At 68.0% G+C, this 18,376-nt stretch carries 30 protein-coding genes; 29 read left to right on the forward strand and 1 reads right to left on the reverse strand.

Annotated features, from left to right (window positions below):
- Positions 1–89 precede the first annotated feature (89 nt).
- The 25 genes from BIV03_RS07395 (at position 90) to map (ending at position 14,972) form a co-directional block, all read left to right on the forward strand.
- On the forward strand, positions 90–1,067 hold the full coding sequence (locus BIV03_RS07395; protein ID WP_071295234.1) for a DNA topoisomerase IB: 978 nt from the start codon (positions 90–92) through the stop codon (positions 1,065–1,067).
- A gap of 80 nt (positions 1,068–1,147) precedes the next feature.
- Positions 1,148–1,960 (forward strand): DarT ssDNA thymidine ADP-ribosyltransferase family protein, encoded by an 813-nt coding sequence (locus tag BIV03_RS07400; protein WP_070417683.1) that lies wholly within the window; start codon positions 1,148–1,150, stop codon positions 1,958–1,960.
- 521 nt (positions 1,961–2,481) lie between these two features.
- Entirely contained in the window at positions 2,482–2,790 is a 309-nt protein-coding gene (rpsJ, locus tag BIV03_RS07405; RefSeq protein ID WP_022903286.1) for a 30S ribosomal protein S10, read from the forward strand.
- 13 nt (positions 2,791–2,803) lie between these two features.
- Positions 2,804–3,457 carry a 50S ribosomal protein L3 gene (gene rplC, locus BIV03_RS07410; RefSeq protein WP_070417684.1) on the forward strand — a complete coding sequence of 218 codons (654 nt, stop codon included), beginning with the start codon at positions 2,804–2,806 and terminating at the stop codon, positions 3,455–3,457.
- Positions 3,458–3,459: 2 nt separating this feature from the next.
- Complete coding sequence (gene rplD, locus BIV03_RS07415; RefSeq protein WP_070417685.1) at positions 3,460–4,119, forward strand: 50S ribosomal protein L4; 660 nt, start codon at positions 3,460–3,462, stop codon at positions 4,117–4,119.
- Positions 4,116–4,415, forward strand: coding sequence for a 50S ribosomal protein L23 (gene rplW, locus BIV03_RS07420; RefSeq protein ID WP_022903283.1), 300 nt, complete (start codon positions 4,116–4,118; stop codon positions 4,413–4,415). Before rplD ends, rplW begins: the two co-directional genes overlap by 4 nt.
- 18 nt (positions 4,416–4,433) lie before the next feature.
- Positions 4,434–5,273 (forward strand): 50S ribosomal protein L2, encoded by an 840-nt coding sequence (gene rplB / locus BIV03_RS07425; protein WP_070417686.1) that lies wholly within the window; start codon positions 4,434–4,436, stop codon positions 5,271–5,273.
- A gap of 11 nt (positions 5,274–5,284) precedes the next feature.
- Positions 5,285–5,566 (forward strand): 30S ribosomal protein S19, encoded by a 282-nt coding sequence (rpsS, locus tag BIV03_RS07430; RefSeq protein WP_022906343.1) that lies wholly within the window; start codon positions 5,285–5,287, stop codon positions 5,564–5,566.
- A 25-nt stretch (positions 5,567–5,591) separates the two neighbouring features.
- Complete coding sequence (gene rplV, locus BIV03_RS07435) at positions 5,592–5,984, forward strand: 50S ribosomal protein L22 (RefSeq protein WP_022906344.1); 393 nt, start codon at positions 5,592–5,594, stop codon at positions 5,982–5,984.
- A complete protein-coding gene (rpsC, locus tag BIV03_RS07440; protein WP_022906345.1) occupies positions 5,984–6,781 on the forward strand; it encodes a 30S ribosomal protein S3 in 798 nt (265 codons plus the stop codon). Before rplV ends, rpsC begins: the two co-directional genes overlap by 1 nt.
- Before the next feature lie 2 nt (positions 6,782–6,783).
- A complete protein-coding gene (gene rplP / locus BIV03_RS07445; protein WP_022906346.1) occupies positions 6,784–7,203 on the forward strand; it encodes a 50S ribosomal protein L16 in 420 nt (139 codons plus the stop codon).
- Positions 7,203–7,523 carry a 50S ribosomal protein L29 gene (gene rpmC, locus BIV03_RS20240; RefSeq protein WP_022906347.1) on the forward strand — a complete coding sequence of 107 codons (321 nt, stop codon included), beginning with the start codon at positions 7,203–7,205 and terminating at the stop codon, positions 7,521–7,523. Before rplP ends, rpmC begins: the two co-directional genes overlap by 1 nt.
- Entirely contained in the window at positions 7,523–7,807 is a 285-nt protein-coding gene (rpsQ, locus tag BIV03_RS07455) for a 30S ribosomal protein S17 (protein WP_022906348.1), read from the forward strand. The genes rpmC and rpsQ overlap by 1 nt, the downstream gene beginning before the upstream one ends.
- A 31-nt stretch (positions 7,808–7,838) precedes the next feature.
- Positions 7,839–8,207, forward strand: a complete 369-nt coding sequence (rplN, locus tag BIV03_RS07460) for a 50S ribosomal protein L14 (RefSeq protein ID WP_017885523.1) — start codon at positions 7,839–7,841, stop codon at positions 8,205–8,207.
- A 3-nt stretch (positions 8,208–8,210) separates the two neighbouring features.
- Positions 8,211–8,570, forward strand: a complete 360-nt coding sequence (rplX, locus tag BIV03_RS07465; protein ID WP_022906349.1) for a 50S ribosomal protein L24 — start codon at positions 8,211–8,213, stop codon at positions 8,568–8,570.
- Positions 8,570–9,160 (forward strand): 50S ribosomal protein L5, encoded by a 591-nt coding sequence (gene rplE / locus BIV03_RS07470; RefSeq protein ID WP_022906350.1) that lies wholly within the window; start codon positions 8,570–8,572, stop codon positions 9,158–9,160. Before rplX ends, rplE begins: the two co-directional genes overlap by 1 nt.
- Before the next feature lie 153 nt (positions 9,161–9,313).
- Complete coding sequence (gene rpsH, locus BIV03_RS07475) at positions 9,314–9,712, forward strand: 30S ribosomal protein S8 (RefSeq protein WP_022906351.1); 399 nt, start codon at positions 9,314–9,316, stop codon at positions 9,710–9,712.
- A gap of 6 nt (positions 9,713–9,718) precedes the next feature.
- Entirely contained in the window at positions 9,719–10,255 is a 537-nt protein-coding gene (gene rplF / locus BIV03_RS07480; protein ID WP_031261772.1) for a 50S ribosomal protein L6, read from the forward strand.
- Between the two features lie 2 nt (positions 10,256–10,257).
- Entirely contained in the window at positions 10,258–10,632 is a 375-nt protein-coding gene (gene rplR / locus BIV03_RS07485; RefSeq protein WP_031261773.1) for a 50S ribosomal protein L18, read from the forward strand.
- Positions 10,633–10,637: 5 nt separating this feature from the next.
- On the forward strand, positions 10,638–11,429 hold the full coding sequence (rpsE, locus tag BIV03_RS07490; RefSeq protein WP_083295430.1) for a 30S ribosomal protein S5: 792 nt from the start codon (positions 10,638–10,640) through the stop codon (positions 11,427–11,429).
- Positions 11,429–11,614 (forward strand): 50S ribosomal protein L30, encoded by a 186-nt coding sequence (gene rpmD, locus BIV03_RS07495; protein ID WP_022906355.1) that lies wholly within the window; start codon positions 11,429–11,431, stop codon positions 11,612–11,614. Before rpsE ends, rpmD begins: the two co-directional genes overlap by 1 nt.
- Entirely contained in the window at positions 11,611–12,075 is a 465-nt protein-coding gene (gene rplO, locus BIV03_RS07500) for a 50S ribosomal protein L15 (protein ID WP_022906356.1), read from the forward strand. Before rpmD ends, rplO begins: the two co-directional genes overlap by 4 nt.
- A 146-nt stretch (positions 12,076–12,221) precedes the next feature.
- Positions 12,222–13,544, forward strand: coding sequence for a preprotein translocase subunit SecY (gene secY, locus BIV03_RS07505; RefSeq protein WP_022906357.1), 1,323 nt, complete (start codon positions 12,222–12,224; stop codon positions 13,542–13,544).
- Positions 13,541–14,131 carry an adenylate kinase gene (locus BIV03_RS07510; protein WP_070417689.1) on the forward strand — a complete coding sequence of 197 codons (591 nt, stop codon included), beginning with the start codon at positions 13,541–13,543 and terminating at the stop codon, positions 14,129–14,131. Before secY ends, BIV03_RS07510 begins: the two co-directional genes overlap by 4 nt.
- 7 nt (positions 14,132–14,138) lie before the next feature.
- Complete coding sequence (gene map, locus BIV03_RS07515; RefSeq protein WP_083403276.1) at positions 14,139–14,972, forward strand: type I methionyl aminopeptidase; 834 nt, start codon at positions 14,139–14,141, stop codon at positions 14,970–14,972.
- Between the two features lie 250 nt (positions 14,973–15,222).
- Here map and BIV03_RS07520 read toward each other — a convergent pair whose 3' ends face one another.
- Entirely contained in the window at positions 15,223–16,539 is a 1,317-nt protein-coding gene (locus BIV03_RS07520; protein ID WP_071295211.1) for an LCP family protein, read from the reverse strand.
- A 289-nt stretch (positions 16,540–16,828) separates the two neighbouring features.
- On the opposite strand from BIV03_RS07520, the gene infA reads away from it, so the two are divergent.
- The 4 genes from infA (at position 16,829) to rpsK (ending at position 18,182) form a co-directional block, all read left to right on the forward strand.
- Positions 16,829–17,050: a translation initiation factor IF-1 gene (infA, locus tag BIV03_RS07525; protein WP_017885509.1), complete on the forward strand. Its 222-nt coding sequence runs from the start codon at positions 16,829–16,831 to the stop codon at positions 17,048–17,050.
- Positions 17,051–17,120: 70 nt separating this feature from the next.
- A complete protein-coding gene (rpmJ, locus tag BIV03_RS18725; protein WP_022903266.1) occupies positions 17,121–17,237 on the forward strand; it encodes a 50S ribosomal protein L36 in 117 nt (38 codons plus the stop codon).
- Between the two features lie 162 nt (positions 17,238–17,399).
- On the forward strand, positions 17,400–17,774 hold the full coding sequence (gene rpsM, locus BIV03_RS07530; protein ID WP_058728274.1) for a 30S ribosomal protein S13: 375 nt from the start codon (positions 17,400–17,402) through the stop codon (positions 17,772–17,774).
- Between the two features lie 9 nt (positions 17,775–17,783).
- Complete coding sequence (rpsK, locus tag BIV03_RS07535) at positions 17,784–18,182, forward strand: 30S ribosomal protein S11 (protein WP_017885507.1); 399 nt, start codon at positions 17,784–17,786, stop codon at positions 18,180–18,182.
- The last annotated feature ends 194 nt before the right edge of the window (positions 18,183–18,376 follow it).

Genomic DNA, 18,376 nt, shown 5'->3' on the forward strand with positions numbered 1-18,376 from the left:
GACGGACGGGAGGCGCGGTGCCGGCTGGCACCGTCCCTCCCGTCCGTCGCCGGGCCGGGTCACAGGCGGTGGCGAGTTGCATCGAGAGCGTGACCCGTCTCCGCCGCTCCGCGACCAACGGTCGCGGCTACCACCGCGTCCGCAGCGGGCGCGGCTTCTCCTACCGCGACCCGGACGGCACCACCGTCACCGACGCCGCTGTCCGGCAGCGTCTCGAGGACCTCGTCATCCCGCCCGCGTGGGACGACGTGTGGATCTCGCCGTACGACAACGGGCACGTGCTCGCGACCGGCGTCGACGGCGCCGGTCGGCGGCAGTACATGTACCACCCGTCCTGGCGCGAACGGATGGACCGCATCAAGTACGACCGTGCCCTGGCGCTCGCCGAGTCGCTGCCGGTCGCACGACGCGGGGTCACGATGGACCTCCGGCGGCCGGAGCCCGACCGGCAGCGTGCCCTCGCGGCGGCCTTCCGGATGCTCGACCAGGGGTCCCTGCGGGTCGGGTCGGAGCGGTACGCCACCGAGCACGGCAGCCGCGGCCTGTCCACCCTGCTGTGCGCGCACGCCCACGTCTCCGGCGACGACATCGAGCTCGACTTCCCGGGCAAGAGCGGCCAGGAGTGGTCGTCCTCGATCCACGACCCCGACCTCGCGACCGTCATCGCGGGCATGAAGCGGCGCGGACCGAACGCCCGGCTGCTCTCGTTCCGTGCACGCCGCGGCGCCGAGTGGGAGCCCCTCTCCGCCGAGGACATCAACGAGTACGTGAAGGAACGTGCCGGTGACGAGTTCACCGCGAAGGACTTCCGCACCCTGCACGGCACCGTCGCCGCCGCGGTCGACCTCGCGGCGACCGGACCGCAGTCGTCCGTGGCGAAACGGAAGAAGGCGGTGTCGCACGCGGTGAAGGTCGCGAGCGAGGAACTCGGCAACACCCCGACGGTGTGCCGGCAGAGCTACATCGACCCGCGCCTGCTCGACGCCTACGACCACGGCGAGACCATCGACCCCGACCGCACGCACGCGGCCGAGTCGGAGGTCCGCGCACTGCTCTACCGACAGTGACCGGGAAGGGGCCGGGATGACGTACCGTTGGACCTCGTGCCCGAACACCCCCACCCGGGCACGGAAGGACCCCACCAGTCGTGACTGACGAGTGCATCCACGGATTCCCCACCGAACTCTGCGACATCTGCGCGCCACGGCAGCGCGAGGCCGCAGAACTCCCCACCACCCCGACCCCGCGCCGTACCCGGATCACCACCTCGCTCCGGACCGTGCCCGGCCAGGCGGCGACCCCGGCGTCCTCGCTGCGGTCCCCGGTGCCCGACCTGCCCGAGGCGCGTGACTTCGCCTCGCTCCGCGCGCACCACGTGACGCACGTGGACAACCTCGACGACATCGTGGGGTCCGGTGCGATCCTCGCGTCGGACGCCGTGACGCCGGTCGTCGACGTCGCCTCCGCCGCTGCCCGGGCCGCCCGCGCCGAGGCACACGCCCCCGACGGCTCCCCGGTCGCCGCGCACGTGCCGTTCACGCTGTCGCCCGACGCGACCCGCTGGGACGAGCTGCGCACCGGCGCCGAGGGCGAGCGGTGGTCCGACGCGGCCCGCCGGACCCGGGCGACGGAGTACATCATGCTCGTCGTGCCGGTGTCGGCCTTCGGGGCGTCGGTCATCGTCGCCGACCAGGACGCCGACGCCGAGGACGTCCGGTTCGCCGTCGGGCCCGAGGCCGCGACGAACCTCATCCGTCGCACGGACTTCACCGACCCGGAGATGCTCGGCCTCGAGCTGCTCGCCGGCCCGAGCGTGCCGTTCTCCGCCGTCGCGGTCATCGGCGTCCCCAACGACCGCGTCCGCCAGACGGTCAAGGCCGTGCTCAAGGACCACGGCGGACACGCTCCCCGGGTCGCGGTCTTCCCCCCGTGGTTCGTCCCCCCGGTCGTCGCGGAGTAGTCCCGACCGACCCCTGCGACGTGCCCTCCGGACCGGCTCCGGAGGGCACGTCGTGCGTCGGGGGCGACCCGCGCCTCCTGGCCCTCGATCCGCGTGGATCCGGGGAAGCGGGCCGATCCCGACACGCCCGTGATTCGCGACACGCCCGGGTTGCACGGATGCCGTGCCTATGCGAGACTTGTCCGGTTCCGAAATTCCGCGCGCGTTCGCGTGCGCAGGATCACTGCTCTGGCAGTGCACAACCCCCCTGTCCAGCAGGGCTGGGTTGGGCCGCAGGCAGCAGAACACGATCGACTCCCCACCAAGCGTGACGGGCACTGCTGTGCCCAGAGCGTGCGGGAGACGACATGCCCACGCTGAACGGCCCAGGTCGCTCCGCGCGGTTGACACGAGAACAGCGGTCATCCCCAGCGGATGCGGCCGGTTGGTTCACAGAAAACAGCCAAGCCCTGCAGGAATGCACGGTGGCGGCGGCGTCAGGCGGCCCGAGGGTGCGCGGCGCAGAGAGGACAAAGAGACACATGGCGGGACAGAAGATCCGCATCCGGCTCAAGTCGTACGACCACGAGGTCATCGACACGTCGGCCCGGAAGATCGTCGACACGGTGACCCGTGCCGGTGCGACCGTGGTCGGCCCGGTGCCGCTCCCCACCGAGAAGAACGTGGTCACCGTGATCCGTTCTCCCCACAAGTACAAGGACTCGCGCGAGCACTTCGAGAAGCGCACGCACAAGCGGGTCATCGACATCGTCGACCCGACGCCGAAGGCCGTCGACTCGCTCATGCGACTCGACCTCCCGGCCGACGTCAACATCGAGATCAAGCTGTAAGGGGGCTGGACTGATGGCGAACTCAACCAAGACCGTCAAGGGCCTCCTCGGCAAGAAGCTCGGGATGACCCAGGTGTGGGACGAGAACAACAAGTTCATCCCCGTCACCGTGATCGAGGTCGGCCCGAACGTGGTCACCCAGATCCGCAACGTCGAGCGCGACGGCTACGAGGCGATCCAGATCGCCGCCGGCGCCATCGACCCGCGCAAGGTCAACAAGCCGGCCGCCGGCCACTTCGAGGCAGCCGGGGTCACCCCGCGCCGCACCCTCACGGAGATCCGCACCAACGACTCCGCTGAGTACACGCTCGGCCAGGAGCTCACCGTCGACACGTTCGAGGCGGGCCAGAAGGTCGACGTCGTCGGCACCTCCAAGGGCAAGGGCTTCGCCGGTGTCATGAAGCGCCACGGCTTCGCCGGTGTGTCCGCTTCGCACGGTGCCCACCGCAACCACCGCAAGCCCGGTTCGATCGGTGCTTCGTCGACCCCGTCGCGTGTCTTCAAGGGCATGCGCATGGCGGGTCGCATGGGTGGCGAGCGTGTGACCGTCCTCAACCTCACGGTGCACGCCGTCGACGCCGAGAAGGGTCTGCTGCTCGTCAAGGGCGCGATCCCCGGTGCTCGCGGTCGCTCCGTCTTCGTCCGCACCGCCGTGAAGGGTAAGTGATCATGGCCACCACGACCGCAACCACGATCGACGTCCTCGACGCATCGGGCGTCAAGTCCGGCACCGTCGAGCTCCCCGCCGAGCTCTTCGACGTCGAGACCAACGTCCCGCTGATCCACCAGGTCGTCACCGCGCAGCTCGCAGCCGCGCGTCAGGGCACCCACAAGACCAAGAACCGCGGCGAGGTCCGCGGTGCTGGTCGCAAGCCGTTCAAGCAGAAGGGCACCGGCCGCTCCCGTCAGGGTTCGGTCCGCGCTCCGGAGCACACCGGCGGTGGCGTCGTCCACGGACCGACCCCGCGCGACTACTCGCAGCGCACCCCGAAGAAGATGATCGCCGCTGCTCTGCTCGGCTCGCTCTCGGACCGCGCCCGCGGTGGCCGCATCTCCGCTGTGGAGGGCTTCGTCGCGGCCGAGGTGCCGTCGACCAAGACCGCCCGCACGCTCATCGAGAAGGTCGCGCCCGTCAAGCACGTGCTCGTCGTGCTCGAGCAGGACGACGAGCTCACGCTCAAGTCGATCCGCAACCTGCCGAACGTCCACGCGCTCTCGTACGGCCAGCTCAACGCCTACGACGTGCTCAAGGCCGACGCGCTCGTCTTCAGCAAGAGCGCACTCGACGCCTTCATCGCGTCGAAGACCGCGAAGGAGATCTCCGCATGAGCGGCTTCAACAAGGACCCGCGCGACATCATCATCTCGCCGGTCGTCTCGGAGAAGAGCTACGGCCTGATCGACCAGGGCAAGTACACGTTCATCGTGGACCCCCGTTCGAACAAGACCGAGATCAAGCTCGCCATCGAGAAGATCTTCGACGTCAAGGTCGCGAGCATCAACACGCTGAACCGTCCGGGCAAGACCCGTCGCACGCGCTTCGGCATGGGCAAGCGCAAGGACACCAAGCGTGCCATCGTGACGCTCAAGTCCGGTTCGATCGACATCTTCACGGCTGTCGGCTGAGGACCAGAGGGATAAATCATGGCTATTCGTAACTACAAGCCGACGACCCCCGGTCGTCGCGGCTCGTCGGTCGCCGACTTCGCTGAGATCACCCGTTCGACGCCGGAGAAGTCGCTGCTTCGTCCGCTGCCGAAGACCGGTGGCCGCAACAGCTCCGGCCGCATCACCACCCGTCACATCGGTGGTGGCCACAAGCGTCAGTACCGCGTGATCGACTTCCGTCGTCACGACAAGGACGGCATCGACGCCAAGGTCGCGCACATCGAGTACGACCCGAACCGCACGGCGCGCATCGCGCTCCTGCACTACGTGGACGGCACGAAGCGCTACATCATCGCGCCGAACAAGCTCAAGCAGGGCGACGTCATCGAGCAGGGCGCCGGCGCGGACATCAAGCCGGGCAACAACCTGCCGCTGCGCAACATCCCCGTGGGTACCGTCGTGCACGCGATCGAGCTCCGCCCCGGTGGCGGCGCCAAGCTCGCGCGTTCGGCCGGCGCCTCAGTGCGTCTCGTCGCCAAGGACGGCCCCTACGCGCAGCTCCGTCTGCCGTCGGGAGAGGTCCGCAACGTCGACGCACGCTGCCGCGCCACGATCGGCGAGGTCGGCAACGCCGAGCAGTCGAACATCAACTGGGGCAAGGCCGGCCGCATGCGCTGGAAGGGCGTCCGCCCGACCGTGCGTGGTGTCGCGATGAACCCGGTCGACCACCCGCACGGTGGTGGCGAGGGCAAGACCTCCGGTGGCCGTCACCCGGTCAGCCCGTGGGGTCAGGCCGAGGGTCGCACGCGCAAGCCGAACAAGCCGAGCGACAAGCTCATCGTCCGTCGCCGTAACGCCGGCAAGAAGCGCAAGTAGGAGTTCAGAAGATGCCACGCAGTCTGAAGAAGGGCCCCTTCGTCGACGAGCACCTGCTCCGCAAGGTCGTCACGCAGAACGAGGCCAACACCAAGAACGTGATCCGCACCTGGTCGCGTCGCTCGATGATCATCCCGAACATGCTCGGGCACACGATCGCCGTGCACGACGGCCGCAAGCACATCCCGGTGTTCGTCACCGAGTCGATGGTCGGTCACAAGCTCGGCGAGTTCGCGCCGACCCGCACCTTCCGTGGTCACGTGAAGGACGACAAGAAGGGCCGTCGCCGCTAAGGCGGCGACGCAGAGGAGGAACGAAATGGTGGAGTCGATCGCACGCGTGCGACACATCCGCGTCACGCCTCAGAAGGCCCGTCGCGTCATCGAGCTGATCCGCGGCAAGCAGGCCCACGAGGCCCTCGCCATCCTGAAGTTCGCCCCCCAGGGCGCTTCGGAGCCCGTGTACAAGCTGGTCGCCTCGGCGATCGCGAACGCACGGGTCAAGGCGGACTCGACGAACAGCTTCCTCGACGAGCGCGACCTCTACGTGAGCCGCGTCTTCGTCGACGAAGGTACGACCCTGAAGCGGTTCCAGCCGCGCGCCCAGGGCCGCGCCTTCCGCATCAACAAGCGCACCAGCCACATCACGGTCGTCCTCGCGACGCCGGATGAGGTCGAGGCTGCCGCGACGAGCAAGAAGGCGAGCAAGTAATGGGCCAGAAGGTCAACCCGTACGGCTTCCGTCTCGGGATCACGACGGACCACGTCTCGCACTGGTTCACCGACAGCACGAAGCCGGGTCAGCGCTACGCCGACTACGTGGCCGAGGACATCAAGGTGCGCGAGTACCTGAAGAAGACCCTCGACCGCGCCGGCGTCGCCCGCATCGAGCTCGAGCGCACCCGTGACCGCGTCCGCGTGGACATCCACACCGCGCGTCCGGGCATCGTCATCGGTCGCCGTGGCGCCGAGGCGGAGCGCGTCCGTGGGGAGCTCGAGAAGCTCACCAAGAAGCAGATCCAGCTCAACATCCTCGAGGTCAAGAACCCCGAGACCGAGGCCCAGCTCGTCGCGCAGGGCATCGCCGAGCAGCTCTCCGCTCGTGTCGCGTTCCGTCGCGCCATGCGCAAGGGCCTGCAGGGTGCACAGCGTGCCGGAGCCAAGGGTGTCCGCATCCAGGTGTCGGGTCGTCTCGGCGGTGCCGAGATGTCGCGCTCGGAGTTCTACCGCGAGGGCCGCGTGCCCCTGCACACGCTCCGCGCGAACATCGACTACGGCTTCTACGAGGCCCGGACCACGTTCGGCCGCATCGGCGTGAAGGTCTGGATCTACAAGGGCGACATCACGAACAAGGAGCTCGCTCGCGAGCAGGCGAACCAGCGTTCGTCGCGCCCGGAGCGTCGTGGCGGCCCCCGTGGCGAGCGCGGCGACCGCCGTGGCGGCGACCGTGGCGGCCGTCAGCAGCAGGCCCCGCAGGACGCGCCGGCCGGCGCAGGAGTTGAGGCGTAACCATGCTTATTCCCCGTCGAGTCAAGCACCGCAAGCAGCACCACCCGAAGCGTTCGGGCCAGGCCACCGGTGGCACCAAGGTGTCGTTCGGTGACTACGGCATCCAGGCGCTGACGCCCGCTTACGTGACCAACCGTCAGATCGAGTCCGCTCGTATCGCCATGACGCGTCACATCAAGCGTGGCGGCAAGGTGTGGATCAACATCTACCCGGACCGTCCGCTCACGAAGAAGCCCGCCGAGACCCGCATGGGTTCCGGTAAGGGTTCCCCCGAGTGGTGGGTCGCCAACGTCAAGCCGGGCCGTGTGCTCTTCGAGCTCTCCGGCGTCAACGAGGACATCGCCCGTGAGGCGCTGACCCGTGCAATCCACAAGCTGCCCCTCAAGGCACGCATCATCAAGCGCGAGGAGGGCGACGCATAATGGCGATCGGTTCCAAGGAGCTCCGTCCGACGGAGCTCGACACGTTCGAGAACGAGCGTCTTGCTGACGAACTGAAGAAGGCCAAGGAGGAGCTCTTCAACCTCCGCTTCCAGTCGGCCACCGGCCAGCTGGAGAGCCACGGTCGTCTCCGTGCCGTCAAGCGCGACATCGCTCGCATCTACACCGTCCTCCGCGAGCGCGAGCTCGGCATCCGTGCCACTCCCGCGCCCGTCGAGACCGCCCCCAAGGCCAAGAAGACGACCAAGAAGGCTGAGAAGCCGGCTGAGTCGGCCGAGGCCGAGACCGCCGAGGAGAAGTAATGGCGAACGAAGAGAAGACCTCCGCCGCCTCCGCTCGCGGCTACCGCAAGACGCGTCGTGGCTACGTCACGAGCGACAAGATGGACAAGACCATCGTGGTCGAGGTCGAGGACCGCGTGAAGCACGCGCTCTACGGCAAGATCATCCGTCGCACGTCCAAGGTGAAGGCCCACGACGAGCTCGGCACCGCTGGTGTCGGCGACCTCGTCGTGATCAGCGAGACCCGTCCCCTCAGCGCTTCCAAGCGCTGGCGCCTGGTCGAGATCCTCGAGAAGGCCAAGTAGGCCCCGGCCTGCTTCGGAATAGGAGACAGCAGTGATTCAGCAGGAATCCCGCCTCAAGGTCGCCGACAACACGGGTGCCAAGGAGATCTTGACCATCCGCGTGCTCGGTGGCTCGGGTCGTCGCTACGCCGGTCTCGGTGACGTCATCGTCGCCACGGTGAAGGACGCCATCCCCGGCGGCAACGTGAAGAAGGGTGACGTCGTCAAGGCGGTCATCGTTCGCACCAAGAAGGAGACCCGTCGTCAGGACGGCTCCTACATCAAGTTCGACGAGAACGCGGCAGTGATCCTCAAGGCTGACGGCGACCCGCGCGGCACGCGCATCTTCGGTCCGGTCGGTCGCGAGCTCCGTGACAAGAAGTTCATGAAGATCATCTCGCTCGCGCCGGAGGTGCTGTAAGCCATGGCGAACATCAAGAAGGGTGACCTGGTCCAGGTCATCACGGGTGCCAAGCAGGAGCGCGGCGGTGACCGTGGCAAGCAGGGCAAGGTCATCGAGGTCCTCAAGGACAAGAACCGCGTCGTCGTCGAGGGCGTGAACTTCGTCACGAAGCACGTCCGCGTCGGCCAGACGCAGCGCGGCTCGAAGACCGGTGGCATCGAGCAGCACGAGGCTCCGATCCACGTGTCGAACGTCGCCATCGTCGACCCGAAGACCAAGAAGCCGACCCGCGTCGGTTTCCGCAACGAAGAGGTGGAGAAGGACGGCGTCAAGAAGACCGTCCGAGTCCGCTACGCCAAGAAGTCGGGTGAGAAGCTCTGATGACCGACACGACTGCCGCGCCGGCGACCAAGGTCGAGCCGCGCCTCAAGCAGAAGTACAAGAACGAGATCAAGGCTGCCCTCACCGAGCAGTTCGGGTACGCGAACGTCAACCAGGTCCCCGGCCTGGTCAAGGTCGTCGTGAACACCGGTGTCGGTGAGGCCGCTCGCGACTCGAAGATCATCGAGGGGGCCATCAAGGACCTCACGGCGATCACGGGTCAGAAGCCCCAGGTCACGAAGGCCCGCAAGTCCATCGCGCAGTTCAAGCTGCGTGAGGGCCAGGCCATCGGCGCGCACGTCACCCTCCGTGGTGACCGCGCGTGGGAGTTCATCGACCGTCTCGTGACCCTCGCACTGCCCCGCATCCGCGACTTCCGCGGTCTCAGCGACAAGCAGTTCGACGGCAACGGCAACTACACGTTCGGTCTCACGGAGCAGTCCGTGTTCCACGAGATCGACCAGGACCGCATCGACCGCGTGCGTGGCTTCGACATCACCGTCGTGACCACCGCGAAGTCGGACGACGAGGGCCGCGCGCTGCTCCGCCAGCTCGGGTTCCCGTTCCGTTCTGCCGAGCAGACGGTCTAAGATACTTCGGGCGGTGCGGGCCGGAGGATTCACGTCCTCCGGCCCGCACGCACGAACACACCGATCCAGGGGAATCGCCCCAGGATCACCCGATCGCTCAGGTCGGCATTCGTGGAACGGGTGTCGAAACCAGGCGAAGAATGGACGACCATCATGACGATGACCGATCCGGTCGCAGACATGCTGACCAGATTGCGGAACGCGAACTCGGCGCACCACGACGCCGTCTCGCTTCCCAGCTCCAAGCTGAAGAAGAACATCGCTGAGATCCTCAAGCGCGAGGGCTACATCAGCGAGTGGAAGATCGAGGACGCCCGCGTGGGCGAGACCCTCACGATCGACCTGAAGTACGGCCCCGAGCGCGAGCGTTCGATCGCCGGCATCAAGCGCGTCTCGAAGCCCGGTCTCCGGGTCTACGCGAAGTCGACGGAGATCCCCCAGGTCCTCGGTGGCCTCGGCGTGGCGATCCTCTCGACCTCGTCGGGACTGCTCACCGACCGTGAAGCCGAGCAGAAGGGCGTGGGTGGGGAAGTCCTCGCCTACGTGTGGTGATCGACAATGTCTCGTATCGGACGTCTTCCCATTGACATCCCCGCTGGCGTGACCGTCTCCATCGATGGTCAGAACGTCGCGGTCAAGGGCCCGAAGGGCGAGCTCGCGCTCGTCGTCGCCGAGCCCATCCAGGCCAAGGTCGAGGAGAACCAGGTCCTCGTCACCCGTCCGGACGACGAGCGCAGCTCGCGTGCGCTGCACGGCCTGACCCGCACCCTCATCGCGAACAACATCGTCGGCGTGACCCAGGGCTACTCCAAGGGCCTCGAGGTCGTCGGCACCGGTTACCGCGTGCAGGCGAAGGGCAACAACGTCGAGTTCGCGCTCGGCTACTCCCACCCGATCACGGTCGAGCCGCCCGCGGGCATCAGCTTCGCCGTCGAGGGCAACAACAAGCTGACCGTCAACGGCATCGACAAGCAGTCCGTCGGCGAGGTCGCTGCAAACATCCGCAAGCTGCGCAAGCCCGAGCCCTACAAGGGCAAGGGTGTCCGCTACGCCGGCGAGATCGTGCGCCGCAAGGCCGGAAAGTCAGGTAAGTGATCATGGGTCTCCTCAAGACACGAGGCAAGAGCAAGTCGGCCGCCAAGGCGCGCCGTCACAACCGCCTCCGCAAGAAGATCACCGGCACCGAGGCCCGTCCGCGTCTCGCTGTCACCCGTTCGGCGCGTCACGTGTTCGTCCAGGTCATCGACGACGCCAAGGGCCACACGCTGGCCAGCGCGTCGACGATGGAGGCCGACCTCCGTACGTTCGACGGCGACAAGACCGCCAAGGCCCGTCGTGTCGGCGAACTCCTCGCCGAGCGCGCGAAGGCCGCTGGCGTCGAGGCCGTGGTCTTCGACCGCGGTGGTAGCAAGTACGCCGGTCGCGTCGCCGCGATCGCCGATGGTGCCCGTGAAGGAGGGCTGAACCTGTGAGCGACATCGCGAACACGAACGAAGACGCCAACGTCGAAACGACCGAGGCCGCTGAGGCGACCGAGGCCGAGGCCACGAGCACCACGGCCCCCGCGGCCAAGGAGCCCGAGGTCCCCGTCGTCGAGCGCCCCGTCGAGACCGCAGCCGGTTCGGCATCGAACAACCGCGACTCCGCCGACAACCGTGGCCGCCGTGGTGGCGGTCGCGACCGTCAGCAGGGTGGCGGCCGTGGCAACGACCGCAACGGTCGGGGTGGCGACAGCCAGTTCCTCGAGCGCGTCGTGACCATCAACCGCGTCTCCAAGGTCGTCAAGGGTGGTCGTCGCTTCAGCTTCACCGCGCTCGTCGTCGTCGGTGACGGCAACGGTCTCGTGGGTGTCGGCTACGGCAAGGCCCGCGAGGTCCCGACTGCCATCTCGAAGGGCGTCGAGGAAGCGAAGAAGAACTTCTTCCGCGTCCCGCGCGTCGGCAACACGATCCCGCACCCGGTGCAGGGCGAGGCCGCTGCCGGCGTCGTGCTCCTCCGTCCGGCCGCTGCCGGTACCGGTGTCATCGCCGGTGGTCCGGTCCGCGCCGTCCTCGAGTGCGCCGGTATCCACGACGTCCTGAGCAAGTCGCTCGGTTCGTCGAACACCATCAACATCGTGCACGCGACCGTCACGGCGCTGCAGCAGCTCGAGGAGCCCCGTGCGGTCGCAAGCCGTCGCGGTCTCCCCGTCGACCGGGTCGTCCCGGACCGTCTGCTCCAGGCCGAGGCCGCTGCTCTGCGTGCCGCGTCCGAGAAGGCAGGTGCGTGATGGCGATGCTGAAGATCACGCAGACGAAGTCCGTTATCAGCGAGAAGCAGTACCAGCGCGACACGCTCCGCAGCCTGGGTCTCAAGCGCATCGGCCGTACGGTCCTGCGTGAGGACAACGCCCAGAACCGCGGGTACGTCGCAACGGTCGCGCACCTCGTGAAGGTCGAGGAGGTCGACGCATGAGCGACGAGAAGAACGAGCGCGTGCAGGTCCTGAAGCTGCACCACCTCCGTCCGGCAGAGGGCGCCAAGAAGGCTCGCACCCGCGTCGGTCGTGGTGAGGGCTCCAAGGGCAAGACCGCCGGCCGTGGTACCAAGGGCCAGAAGGCTCGTTACCAGGTCAAGGTCGGCTTCGAGGGTGGGCAGATGCCGCTGCACATGCGCACCCCGAAGCTCCGCGGGTTCAAGAACCCGTTCCGCGTCGAGTACCAGGTCGTGAACCTGGACAAGATCGCGGAGCTCTACCCCAACGGTGGCGACGTCACCGTCGCGGACCTGGTCGCCAAGGGCGCCGTCCGCAAGAACGAGAAGGTCAAGGTTCTCGGTCAGGGTGACATCAGCGTGAAGCTCACGGTCTCGGTCGACAAGGTCTCGGCGTCCGCCGCCGAGAAGATCGCGGCTGCTGGCGGCACCGTCTCCCAGTAACCCCGTCGGCGGCCCGTGCGTTTGCGCACGGGCCGCCGTTACGGTTTCCTTGACAGTGGTCGGCGTCCGCCGGCCAGGTCGGTCCTGCCGACCACACCGGTGACGGCCCCTCGACGGGCCGCCGGTCCCAGAAGTTCGGAGTCCTCGTGTTCAGAGCGGTCGCGCGCATCATGCGCACCCCAGATCTTCGCAAGAAGATCGGCTTCACCCTCGCGATCATCGCGCTGTTCCGCCTGGGGTCGTACATCCCCGCGCCGTTCGTCGACTACGCATCCGTGCAGACCTGTCTCGCCAGCGCTTCGTCGCAGCAGGGCCTGTACGACCTGATCAACCTCTTCTCCGGCGGCGCGCTGCTGAAGCTCTCGGTCTTCGCGCTCGGCATCATGCCGTACATCACGTCGTCGATCATCGTGCAGCTGCTCCGCGTGGTCATCCCGCACTTCGACGCCCTCTACAAGGAGGGGCAGTCCGGTCAGGCGAAGCTGACGCAGTACACGCGCTACCTCACCATCGCGCTCGGCGTGCTGCAGTCCACCACCCTGATCACGGTCGCCCGCTCCGGCGCCCTGTTCGGCACCAACGCCTCGGCCTCCTGCTCGTCGATCATCTCGAACGACAGCTGGTACGCGATCATGCTCATGGTCGTCACCCTGACCGCCGGTACCGGCCTCATCATGTGGATGGGCGAGCTCGTCACCGAGCGCGGCATCGGCAACGGCATGTCGCTCCTCATCTTCACGTCCATCGCGGCGCAGTTCCCCTCGGCGCTCTGGGCGATCGAGCAGTCGAACGGCTTCGAGCTGTTCCTGTTCGTCATCCTCGTCGGCCTGGTCATCATGATGGCCGTCGTGTTCGTCGAGCAGTCGCAGCGCCGGATCCCCGTGCAGTACGCCAAGCGCATGGTCGGTCGCCGCACCTACGGCGGCAACAACACGTACATCCCGATCAAGGTGAACATGGCCGGCGTCGTGCCCGTCATCTTCGCCTCGTCGCTGCTGTACCTGCCGGCCCTGGTCGCGCAGTTCAACCAGCCCTCCGACGGCAGCGAGCCGGCGGCGTGGGTGACCTGGATCCAGAACAACCTGACCTCGGGTGACAACTGGTTCTACATGGTCCTGTACTTCCTGCTCATCGTCGGCTTCACGTACTTCTACGTCGCGATCACCTTCAACCCCGAAGAGGTCGCCGACAACATGAAGAAGTACGGCGGCTTCATCCCGGGCATCCGGGCCGGTCGTCCGACGGCCGAGTACCTCGACTACGTTCTCACCCGGGTGACGTTGCCCGGCTCCCTGTACCTCGGTCTCATCGCCCTGATCCCGCTGGCGGCGCTGGCGTTCTTCGGTGCGAACCAGAACTTCCCGTTCGGCGGCGCGAGCATCCTCATCATCGTGGGTGTCGGCCTCGAGACCGTGAAGCAGATCGACTCGCAGCTGCAGCAGCGTCACTACGAAGGGCTTCTCCGTTGAGCGCACGTCTCATCATCGTCGGACCTCCCGGAGCCGGGAAGGGCACCCAGGCCGGTCGCATCGCCGACGCGTTCGGGATCCCCGCCGTCTCGACGGGTGACATCTTCCGCAAGAACGTCGCAGAGGGCACCCCGCTCGGCGTCCAGGCGAAGGCGATCATGGACGCGGGCGACTACGTCCCCGACTCGCTCACGAACGAGCTCGTGAAGTCCCGCCTGCACGAGGCCGACGCCGAGAACGGCTTCCTGCTCGACGGCTACCCCCGCACGGTCGGGCAGGTCGAGTACCTCGACGCGCTCCTCGCCGAGCAGGGCACCGGCATCGACGCGGTCGTGCAGCTCGTCGCCGACCAGGACGAGCTCGTCGGGCGCCTCCTGAAGCGCGCCGAGGAACAGGGCCGCAGCGACGACAACGAGGAGACCATCCGTCGTCGGCAGCAGGTCTACACCGAGCAGACCGCTCCGATCGTGGCGGCGTACGGCGAGCGTGGGCTCGTCGTCGACGTCGACGGCCTCGGTGGCATCGACGAGGTCGGCGACCGGATCCAGGCCGCGCTGTCCTCGCGTGGGCTGACCGCGGGCGTCTGACGCCAGCGTGGTGCGGTTCCGCAAGCCCTCGATCTACAAGACGCCGGACGAGCTCCGCGCCATGGTGCGTCCGGGTCTGCTGACCCACGACGCACTGGCGGCGGTCCGCGACGCGATCCGTCCGGGCATCACCACGGGCGAGCTCGACGCGATCGCCGAGCGGGTCATCCGTGACGGCGGCGGCATCCCGAACTTCCAGCTCGTCCCGGGCTACCGGCACACGCTCTGCGTGTCGGTGAACGACGAGATCGTGCACGGGATCCCGGGGGAGCGTGTGCTCGAGCCCGGCGACGTCGTGTCGGTCGACGCCGGTGCCGAGGTCGACGGCTGGAACGGTGACAGCGCCTTCACGGTCGTCGTCCCGGGAGGCGACGCCGGTTTGAGTGCGGCCCGGCAGACGCTCTCGGACACCACCGAGCGCGCGCTCTGGCACGGCATCGCCGCGCTCGCGCACGCGAAGCACCTGCACGAGGTCGGCGCCGTCATCGAGGACGCCATCGACGAGACCGGCGCGTGGGGGATCGTCGAGGACTACACCGGCCACGGCATCGGCCGCTCGATGCACGAGGACCCGCCTGTCTTCAACTACCGCGTCCGCGGCGCCGGTCCGGCGATCAAGCCCGGACTCGTGGTCGCGATCGAGCCGATGGTCACGGCCGGCACGATCGACAGCTCGACGGACGACGACGACTGGACCGTCCGCACGCTCGACGGTTCCGACGCGGCGCACTGGGAGCACAGCATCGCGGTGCACGCCGACGGCATCTGGGTTCTGACGGCGGCCGACGGCGGCGCCGCGGGCCTGGCCCCGCTGGGTGTGACGCCGGTCCCGATCCCGTAGGTCGCGCCTCCCGTCGGTCGCGTCTCCCGCAGGCGGGACTGCCTGACCCGGCGCGTGAGCGCTGTCGCGTCCGGTCCCGTCGGACGGCCAGGAGGCGCGGTGCGGCCCCGCCACGCGCCTCCGGTCCGCACCTGCGCACGTCCACGACGTCTGCACCGTGTGGACCACGTGCACTCGTCGTCAGCGTGCGCACTCGCGCGCGACGCGCGACGCGCAATGGGCACCGCGCGACGCGCTCTGCGCGCCGGGCTCAGTCGTTGCCGACGGAGCAGGTCTCCTCGGACGCGCTCTGTCCGGTGATCGACGAGGGCAGCGGAGTCGCCGAACCGGTCGCGGCGCTCGTGGCGCTGCCGGACGCCGATCCGGACGCCGTGCCGGTGCCGGCCGCGGTACCCGAGGACGTCCCTCCCGAGGACCCGCCGGCCGACGAGGTGCCGGTCGAGGTCCCCGTGGACGGAGCAGCGGTCGCCGTCCCACTCGACCCGGAGGACTCCTCCGACGCACGCCCCGTGCTCGAGTCGCTCAGCGAGGTCTTCTGGTCGTTCTGCAGCGCGACGTTGAGGGTGTGTGCGGCGTCCTGGTCGACGATCACGCGCGCGCTGTCCTCGGGGTCGTCCGCGACCGGGTACTGCACGAAGAGCATGTTCGCCGTGCTCATCCCGCGCAGGGCCCCGGCCAGTCCGACGAGCGTGCGCGCCTGGGCGAGGCCGTCGGACAGCGTCATGTTCGACAGCGCGGCGCCGGCGAGCTTGTAGAGGGTGATCGGGTTCGAGAGCGTCCCGTCCGAGGTGACCTTGCGCAGCAGGGCCGACAGGAACACCTGCTGCGAGCTGATGCGCGCGAGGTCGCTCCCGTCGCCGACGCCGTGCCGGGTGCGGAGGAACGCGAGCGCGTCCGTGCCCTCGAGCTTGTGCGAGCCGGCCGTCAGGTGCAGGTTCGTGTAGGAGTCGTTGATCGGGTCCGCGACGCACACGTCCACGCCGCCGAGGGCGTTCGACATCTCGATGACGCCGTCGAACGTGATGAGCCCGGCGTACGGGATGCTCAGGCCGGTGAGGTTCTCGACGGTGTCGACGACGCACGAGACCCCGCCGTTCCCGAGCGCCGTGTTGAACTGCGCGGACGTGGCCGCCGGGTACGTGGTCCCGCTCTCGGGGTTCGTGCACGCCGGGATCGGCACCATGAGGTCGCGCGGGAAGCTCACCGCGGTCAGCTGGGTGTGGTCCTGCGAGATGTGGATCAGCATCGTGACGTCGTTGCGGGCGCCCTCGACGTCCTCGTCCGAGTCGAACTGTCCGATGCGGGTGTCGCTGCCGATGAGCAGGATGTTCGCACCGCCCTTGATGGCCGTGATGTCGGCCGTCTGCGCGGTGCTCTGGTCGTCCGTGCTGAGCTTGACCGTCCTCGGCGCCGTGGCGAGCTGCGCACCCGCGATGGCGGCGACGCTCGTCCCGCTCACGAGGACGACGGCGAGGGTGGACGCCACGATCGACGCGAGCGTGCCCCATCCGCGGCGGCGCGGGAGGCGGCCGTGGCGGGCGAACGGGCGTCGGGTGGCGTCGGGCACGTGGTCTCCGTTCGGTGGTCCGTGCGGCGCGGTCTGCACGGGCGGGGGGCGACGGCCACGCTAGGGGCCGGTGACCAACGGGACCCCGGAGCGCGCCGTCAAACCACTGTGGAACGCTCAGACGCCGCTGTGAAGCCCCAGACGTGGGGACTTCGCCGTCTCCACTTGGCAATCCTGGGTTTACCACATAGGATCGATCTTTGGTGTGTCATGCCTACTGGGCGTGGCGCCCGACCCGCAGACCGGCTCGGGGATCACACCGGTAATCCAACCAAGCGACAGTGAGGCTATGGCCAAGAAAGACGGCGTCATCGAGATCGAGGGCTCGGTGCTCGAAGCTCTGCCCAACGCGATGTTCCGCGTTGAGCTGACCAACGGACACAAGGTCCTTGCGCACATCTCCGGGAAGATGCGCCAGCACTACATCCGCATCCTCCCCGAGGACCGCGTGATCGTGGAGCTGAGCCCGTACGACCTGACCCGCGGCCGGATCGTCTACCGCTACAAGTGATCCGCGAGCTGGAAAGGAACGGCCCGGCAACCCTGCCGAGCACGAAGCCAGCGAGCACGAGGAAAGAACAATGAAGGTCAACCCCAGCGTCAAGCCCATCTGCGAGCACTGCCGTGTCATTCGCCGCAAGGGCCGTGTCATGGTGATCTGCAAGAGCAACCCGCGTCACAAGCAGCGCCAGGGCTAGTCCCGGCTGCCTGACGCGATCGCCCTCGGGCGGCTGCGAGCAGGATCCACAACTCAACATCGAACGCAGTACCAAGATCCGCGCGAGCGGGGACACCTCGGGTCGGAGGCCCGAGCACCGGTACTGCTCCACACCTCCATCGACAACAGGAGCAGCCATCACATGGCACGTCTAGCAGGCGTCGACATCCCGCGCGAGAAGCGCGTGGAGATCGCACTCACGTACATCTACGGCGTCGGCCGTACCCGCGCGGTCCAGGCACTCGCCGAGACCGGTATCTCCGGTGACATCCGCGTCAAGGACCTGACCGACGACCAGCTCGTCGCCCTCCGTGACTTCATCGAGGGCAACTTCAAGGTGGAGGGTGACCTCCGCCGTGAGGTCGCAGCCGACATCCGCCGCAAGGTCGAGATCGGTAGCTACGAGGGTCTTCGCCACCGTCGTGGTCTCCCGGTGCGCGGTCAGCGCACCAAGACCAACGCGCGTACCCGCAAGGGACCGAAGCGCACCGTGGCAGGCAAGAAGAAGGCTCGATAGGAGACCCCGATGGCTACCCCCAAGACTGCCGCGCGCAAGCCGCGCCGCAAGGAGAAGAAGAACGTCGCCGTGGGCCAGGCCCACATCAAGAGCACGTTCAACAACACGATCGTCAGCATCACCGACCCGTCGGGTGCCGTCCTCAGCTGGGCGTCCTCGGGTGCCGTGGGCTTCAAGGGTTCGCGCAAGTCGACGCCGTTCGCGGCGCAGCTCGCCGCCGAGTCCGCTGCGCGTCAGGCGCAGGAGCACGGCGTCAAGAAGGTCGACGTCTTCGTGAAGGGTCCGGGTTCGGGCCGCGAGACCGCGATCCGCTCGCTCCAGGCCGCTGGCCTCGAGGTGGGTTCGATCAACGACGTCACGCCGCAGGCGCACAACGGGTGCCGCCCGCCCAAGCGCCGTCGCGTCTGACGCGAGGAGCAACCGGCCGCGCCCTGCTCGTCCCCTGACGGGAGCGAGCAGGGCCCGCGGCCATTCCTGGTCGTTCGATCGCGCAGGCCGTGCCGTCCTGGCAAGCGCGTGCGCGTGATCACAACTCAACAGACCCGTCGGGGCCCGGTCGGCCCCGTCGTACCGCCGAGTGTCATATAGCGGACACTCCGCCG

This window comes from Curtobacterium sp. MCBA15_016, from assembly GCF_001865105.1.
Lineage (GTDB): Bacteria > Actinomycetota > Actinomycetes > Actinomycetales > Microbacteriaceae > Curtobacterium.

Coding starts and splice junctions, on each gene's coding strand:
- rpsJ (WP_022903286.1), top strand. CDS start 2,482: ATGGCGGGACAGAAGATCCGCATCCGGCTCAAGTCGTACGACCACGAG.
- rplC (WP_070417684.1), top strand. CDS start 2,804: ATGGCGAACTCAACCAAGACCGTCAAGGGCCTCCTCGGCAAGAAGCTC.
- rplD (WP_070417685.1), top strand. CDS start 3,460: ATGGCCACCACGACCGCAACCACGATCGACGTCCTCGACGCATCGGGC.
- rplW (WP_022903283.1), top strand. CDS start 4,116: ATGAGCGGCTTCAACAAGGACCCGCGCGACATCATCATCTCGCCGGTC.
- rplB (WP_070417686.1), top strand. CDS start 4,434: ATGGCTATTCGTAACTACAAGCCGACGACCCCCGGTCGTCGCGGCTCG.
- rpsS (WP_022906343.1), top strand. CDS start 5,285: ATGCCACGCAGTCTGAAGAAGGGCCCCTTCGTCGACGAGCACCTGCTC.
- rplV (WP_022906344.1), top strand. CDS start 5,592: ATGGTGGAGTCGATCGCACGCGTGCGACACATCCGCGTCACGCCTCAG.
- rpsC (WP_022906345.1), top strand. CDS start 5,984: ATGGGCCAGAAGGTCAACCCGTACGGCTTCCGTCTCGGGATCACGACG.
- rplP (WP_022906346.1), top strand. CDS start 6,784: ATGCTTATTCCCCGTCGAGTCAAGCACCGCAAGCAGCACCACCCGAAG.
- rpmC (WP_022906347.1), top strand. CDS start 7,203: ATGGCGATCGGTTCCAAGGAGCTCCGTCCGACGGAGCTCGACACGTTC.
- rpsQ (WP_022906348.1), top strand. CDS start 7,523: ATGGCGAACGAAGAGAAGACCTCCGCCGCCTCCGCTCGCGGCTACCGC.
- rplX (WP_022906349.1), top strand. CDS start 8,211: ATGGCGAACATCAAGAAGGGTGACCTGGTCCAGGTCATCACGGGTGCC.
- rplE (WP_022906350.1), top strand. CDS start 8,570: ATGACCGACACGACTGCCGCGCCGGCGACCAAGGTCGAGCCGCGCCTC.
- rpsH (WP_022906351.1), top strand. CDS start 9,314: ATGACGATGACCGATCCGGTCGCAGACATGCTGACCAGATTGCGGAAC.
- rplF (WP_031261772.1), top strand. CDS start 9,719: ATGTCTCGTATCGGACGTCTTCCCATTGACATCCCCGCTGGCGTGACC.
- rplR (WP_031261773.1), top strand. CDS start 10,258: ATGGGTCTCCTCAAGACACGAGGCAAGAGCAAGTCGGCCGCCAAGGCG.
- rpmD (WP_022906355.1), top strand. CDS start 11,429: ATGGCGATGCTGAAGATCACGCAGACGAAGTCCGTTATCAGCGAGAAG.
- rplO (WP_022906356.1), top strand. CDS start 11,611: ATGAGCGACGAGAAGAACGAGCGCGTGCAGGTCCTGAAGCTGCACCAC.
- infA (WP_017885509.1), top strand. CDS start 16,829: ATGGCCAAGAAAGACGGCGTCATCGAGATCGAGGGCTCGGTGCTCGAA.
- rpmJ (WP_022903266.1), top strand. CDS start 17,121: ATGAAGGTCAACCCCAGCGTCAAGCCCATCTGCGAGCACTGCCGTGTC.
- rpsM (WP_058728274.1), top strand. CDS start 17,400: ATGGCACGTCTAGCAGGCGTCGACATCCCGCGCGAGAAGCGCGTGGAG.
- rpsK (WP_017885507.1), top strand. CDS start 17,784: ATGGCTACCCCCAAGACTGCCGCGCGCAAGCCGCGCCGCAAGGAGAAG.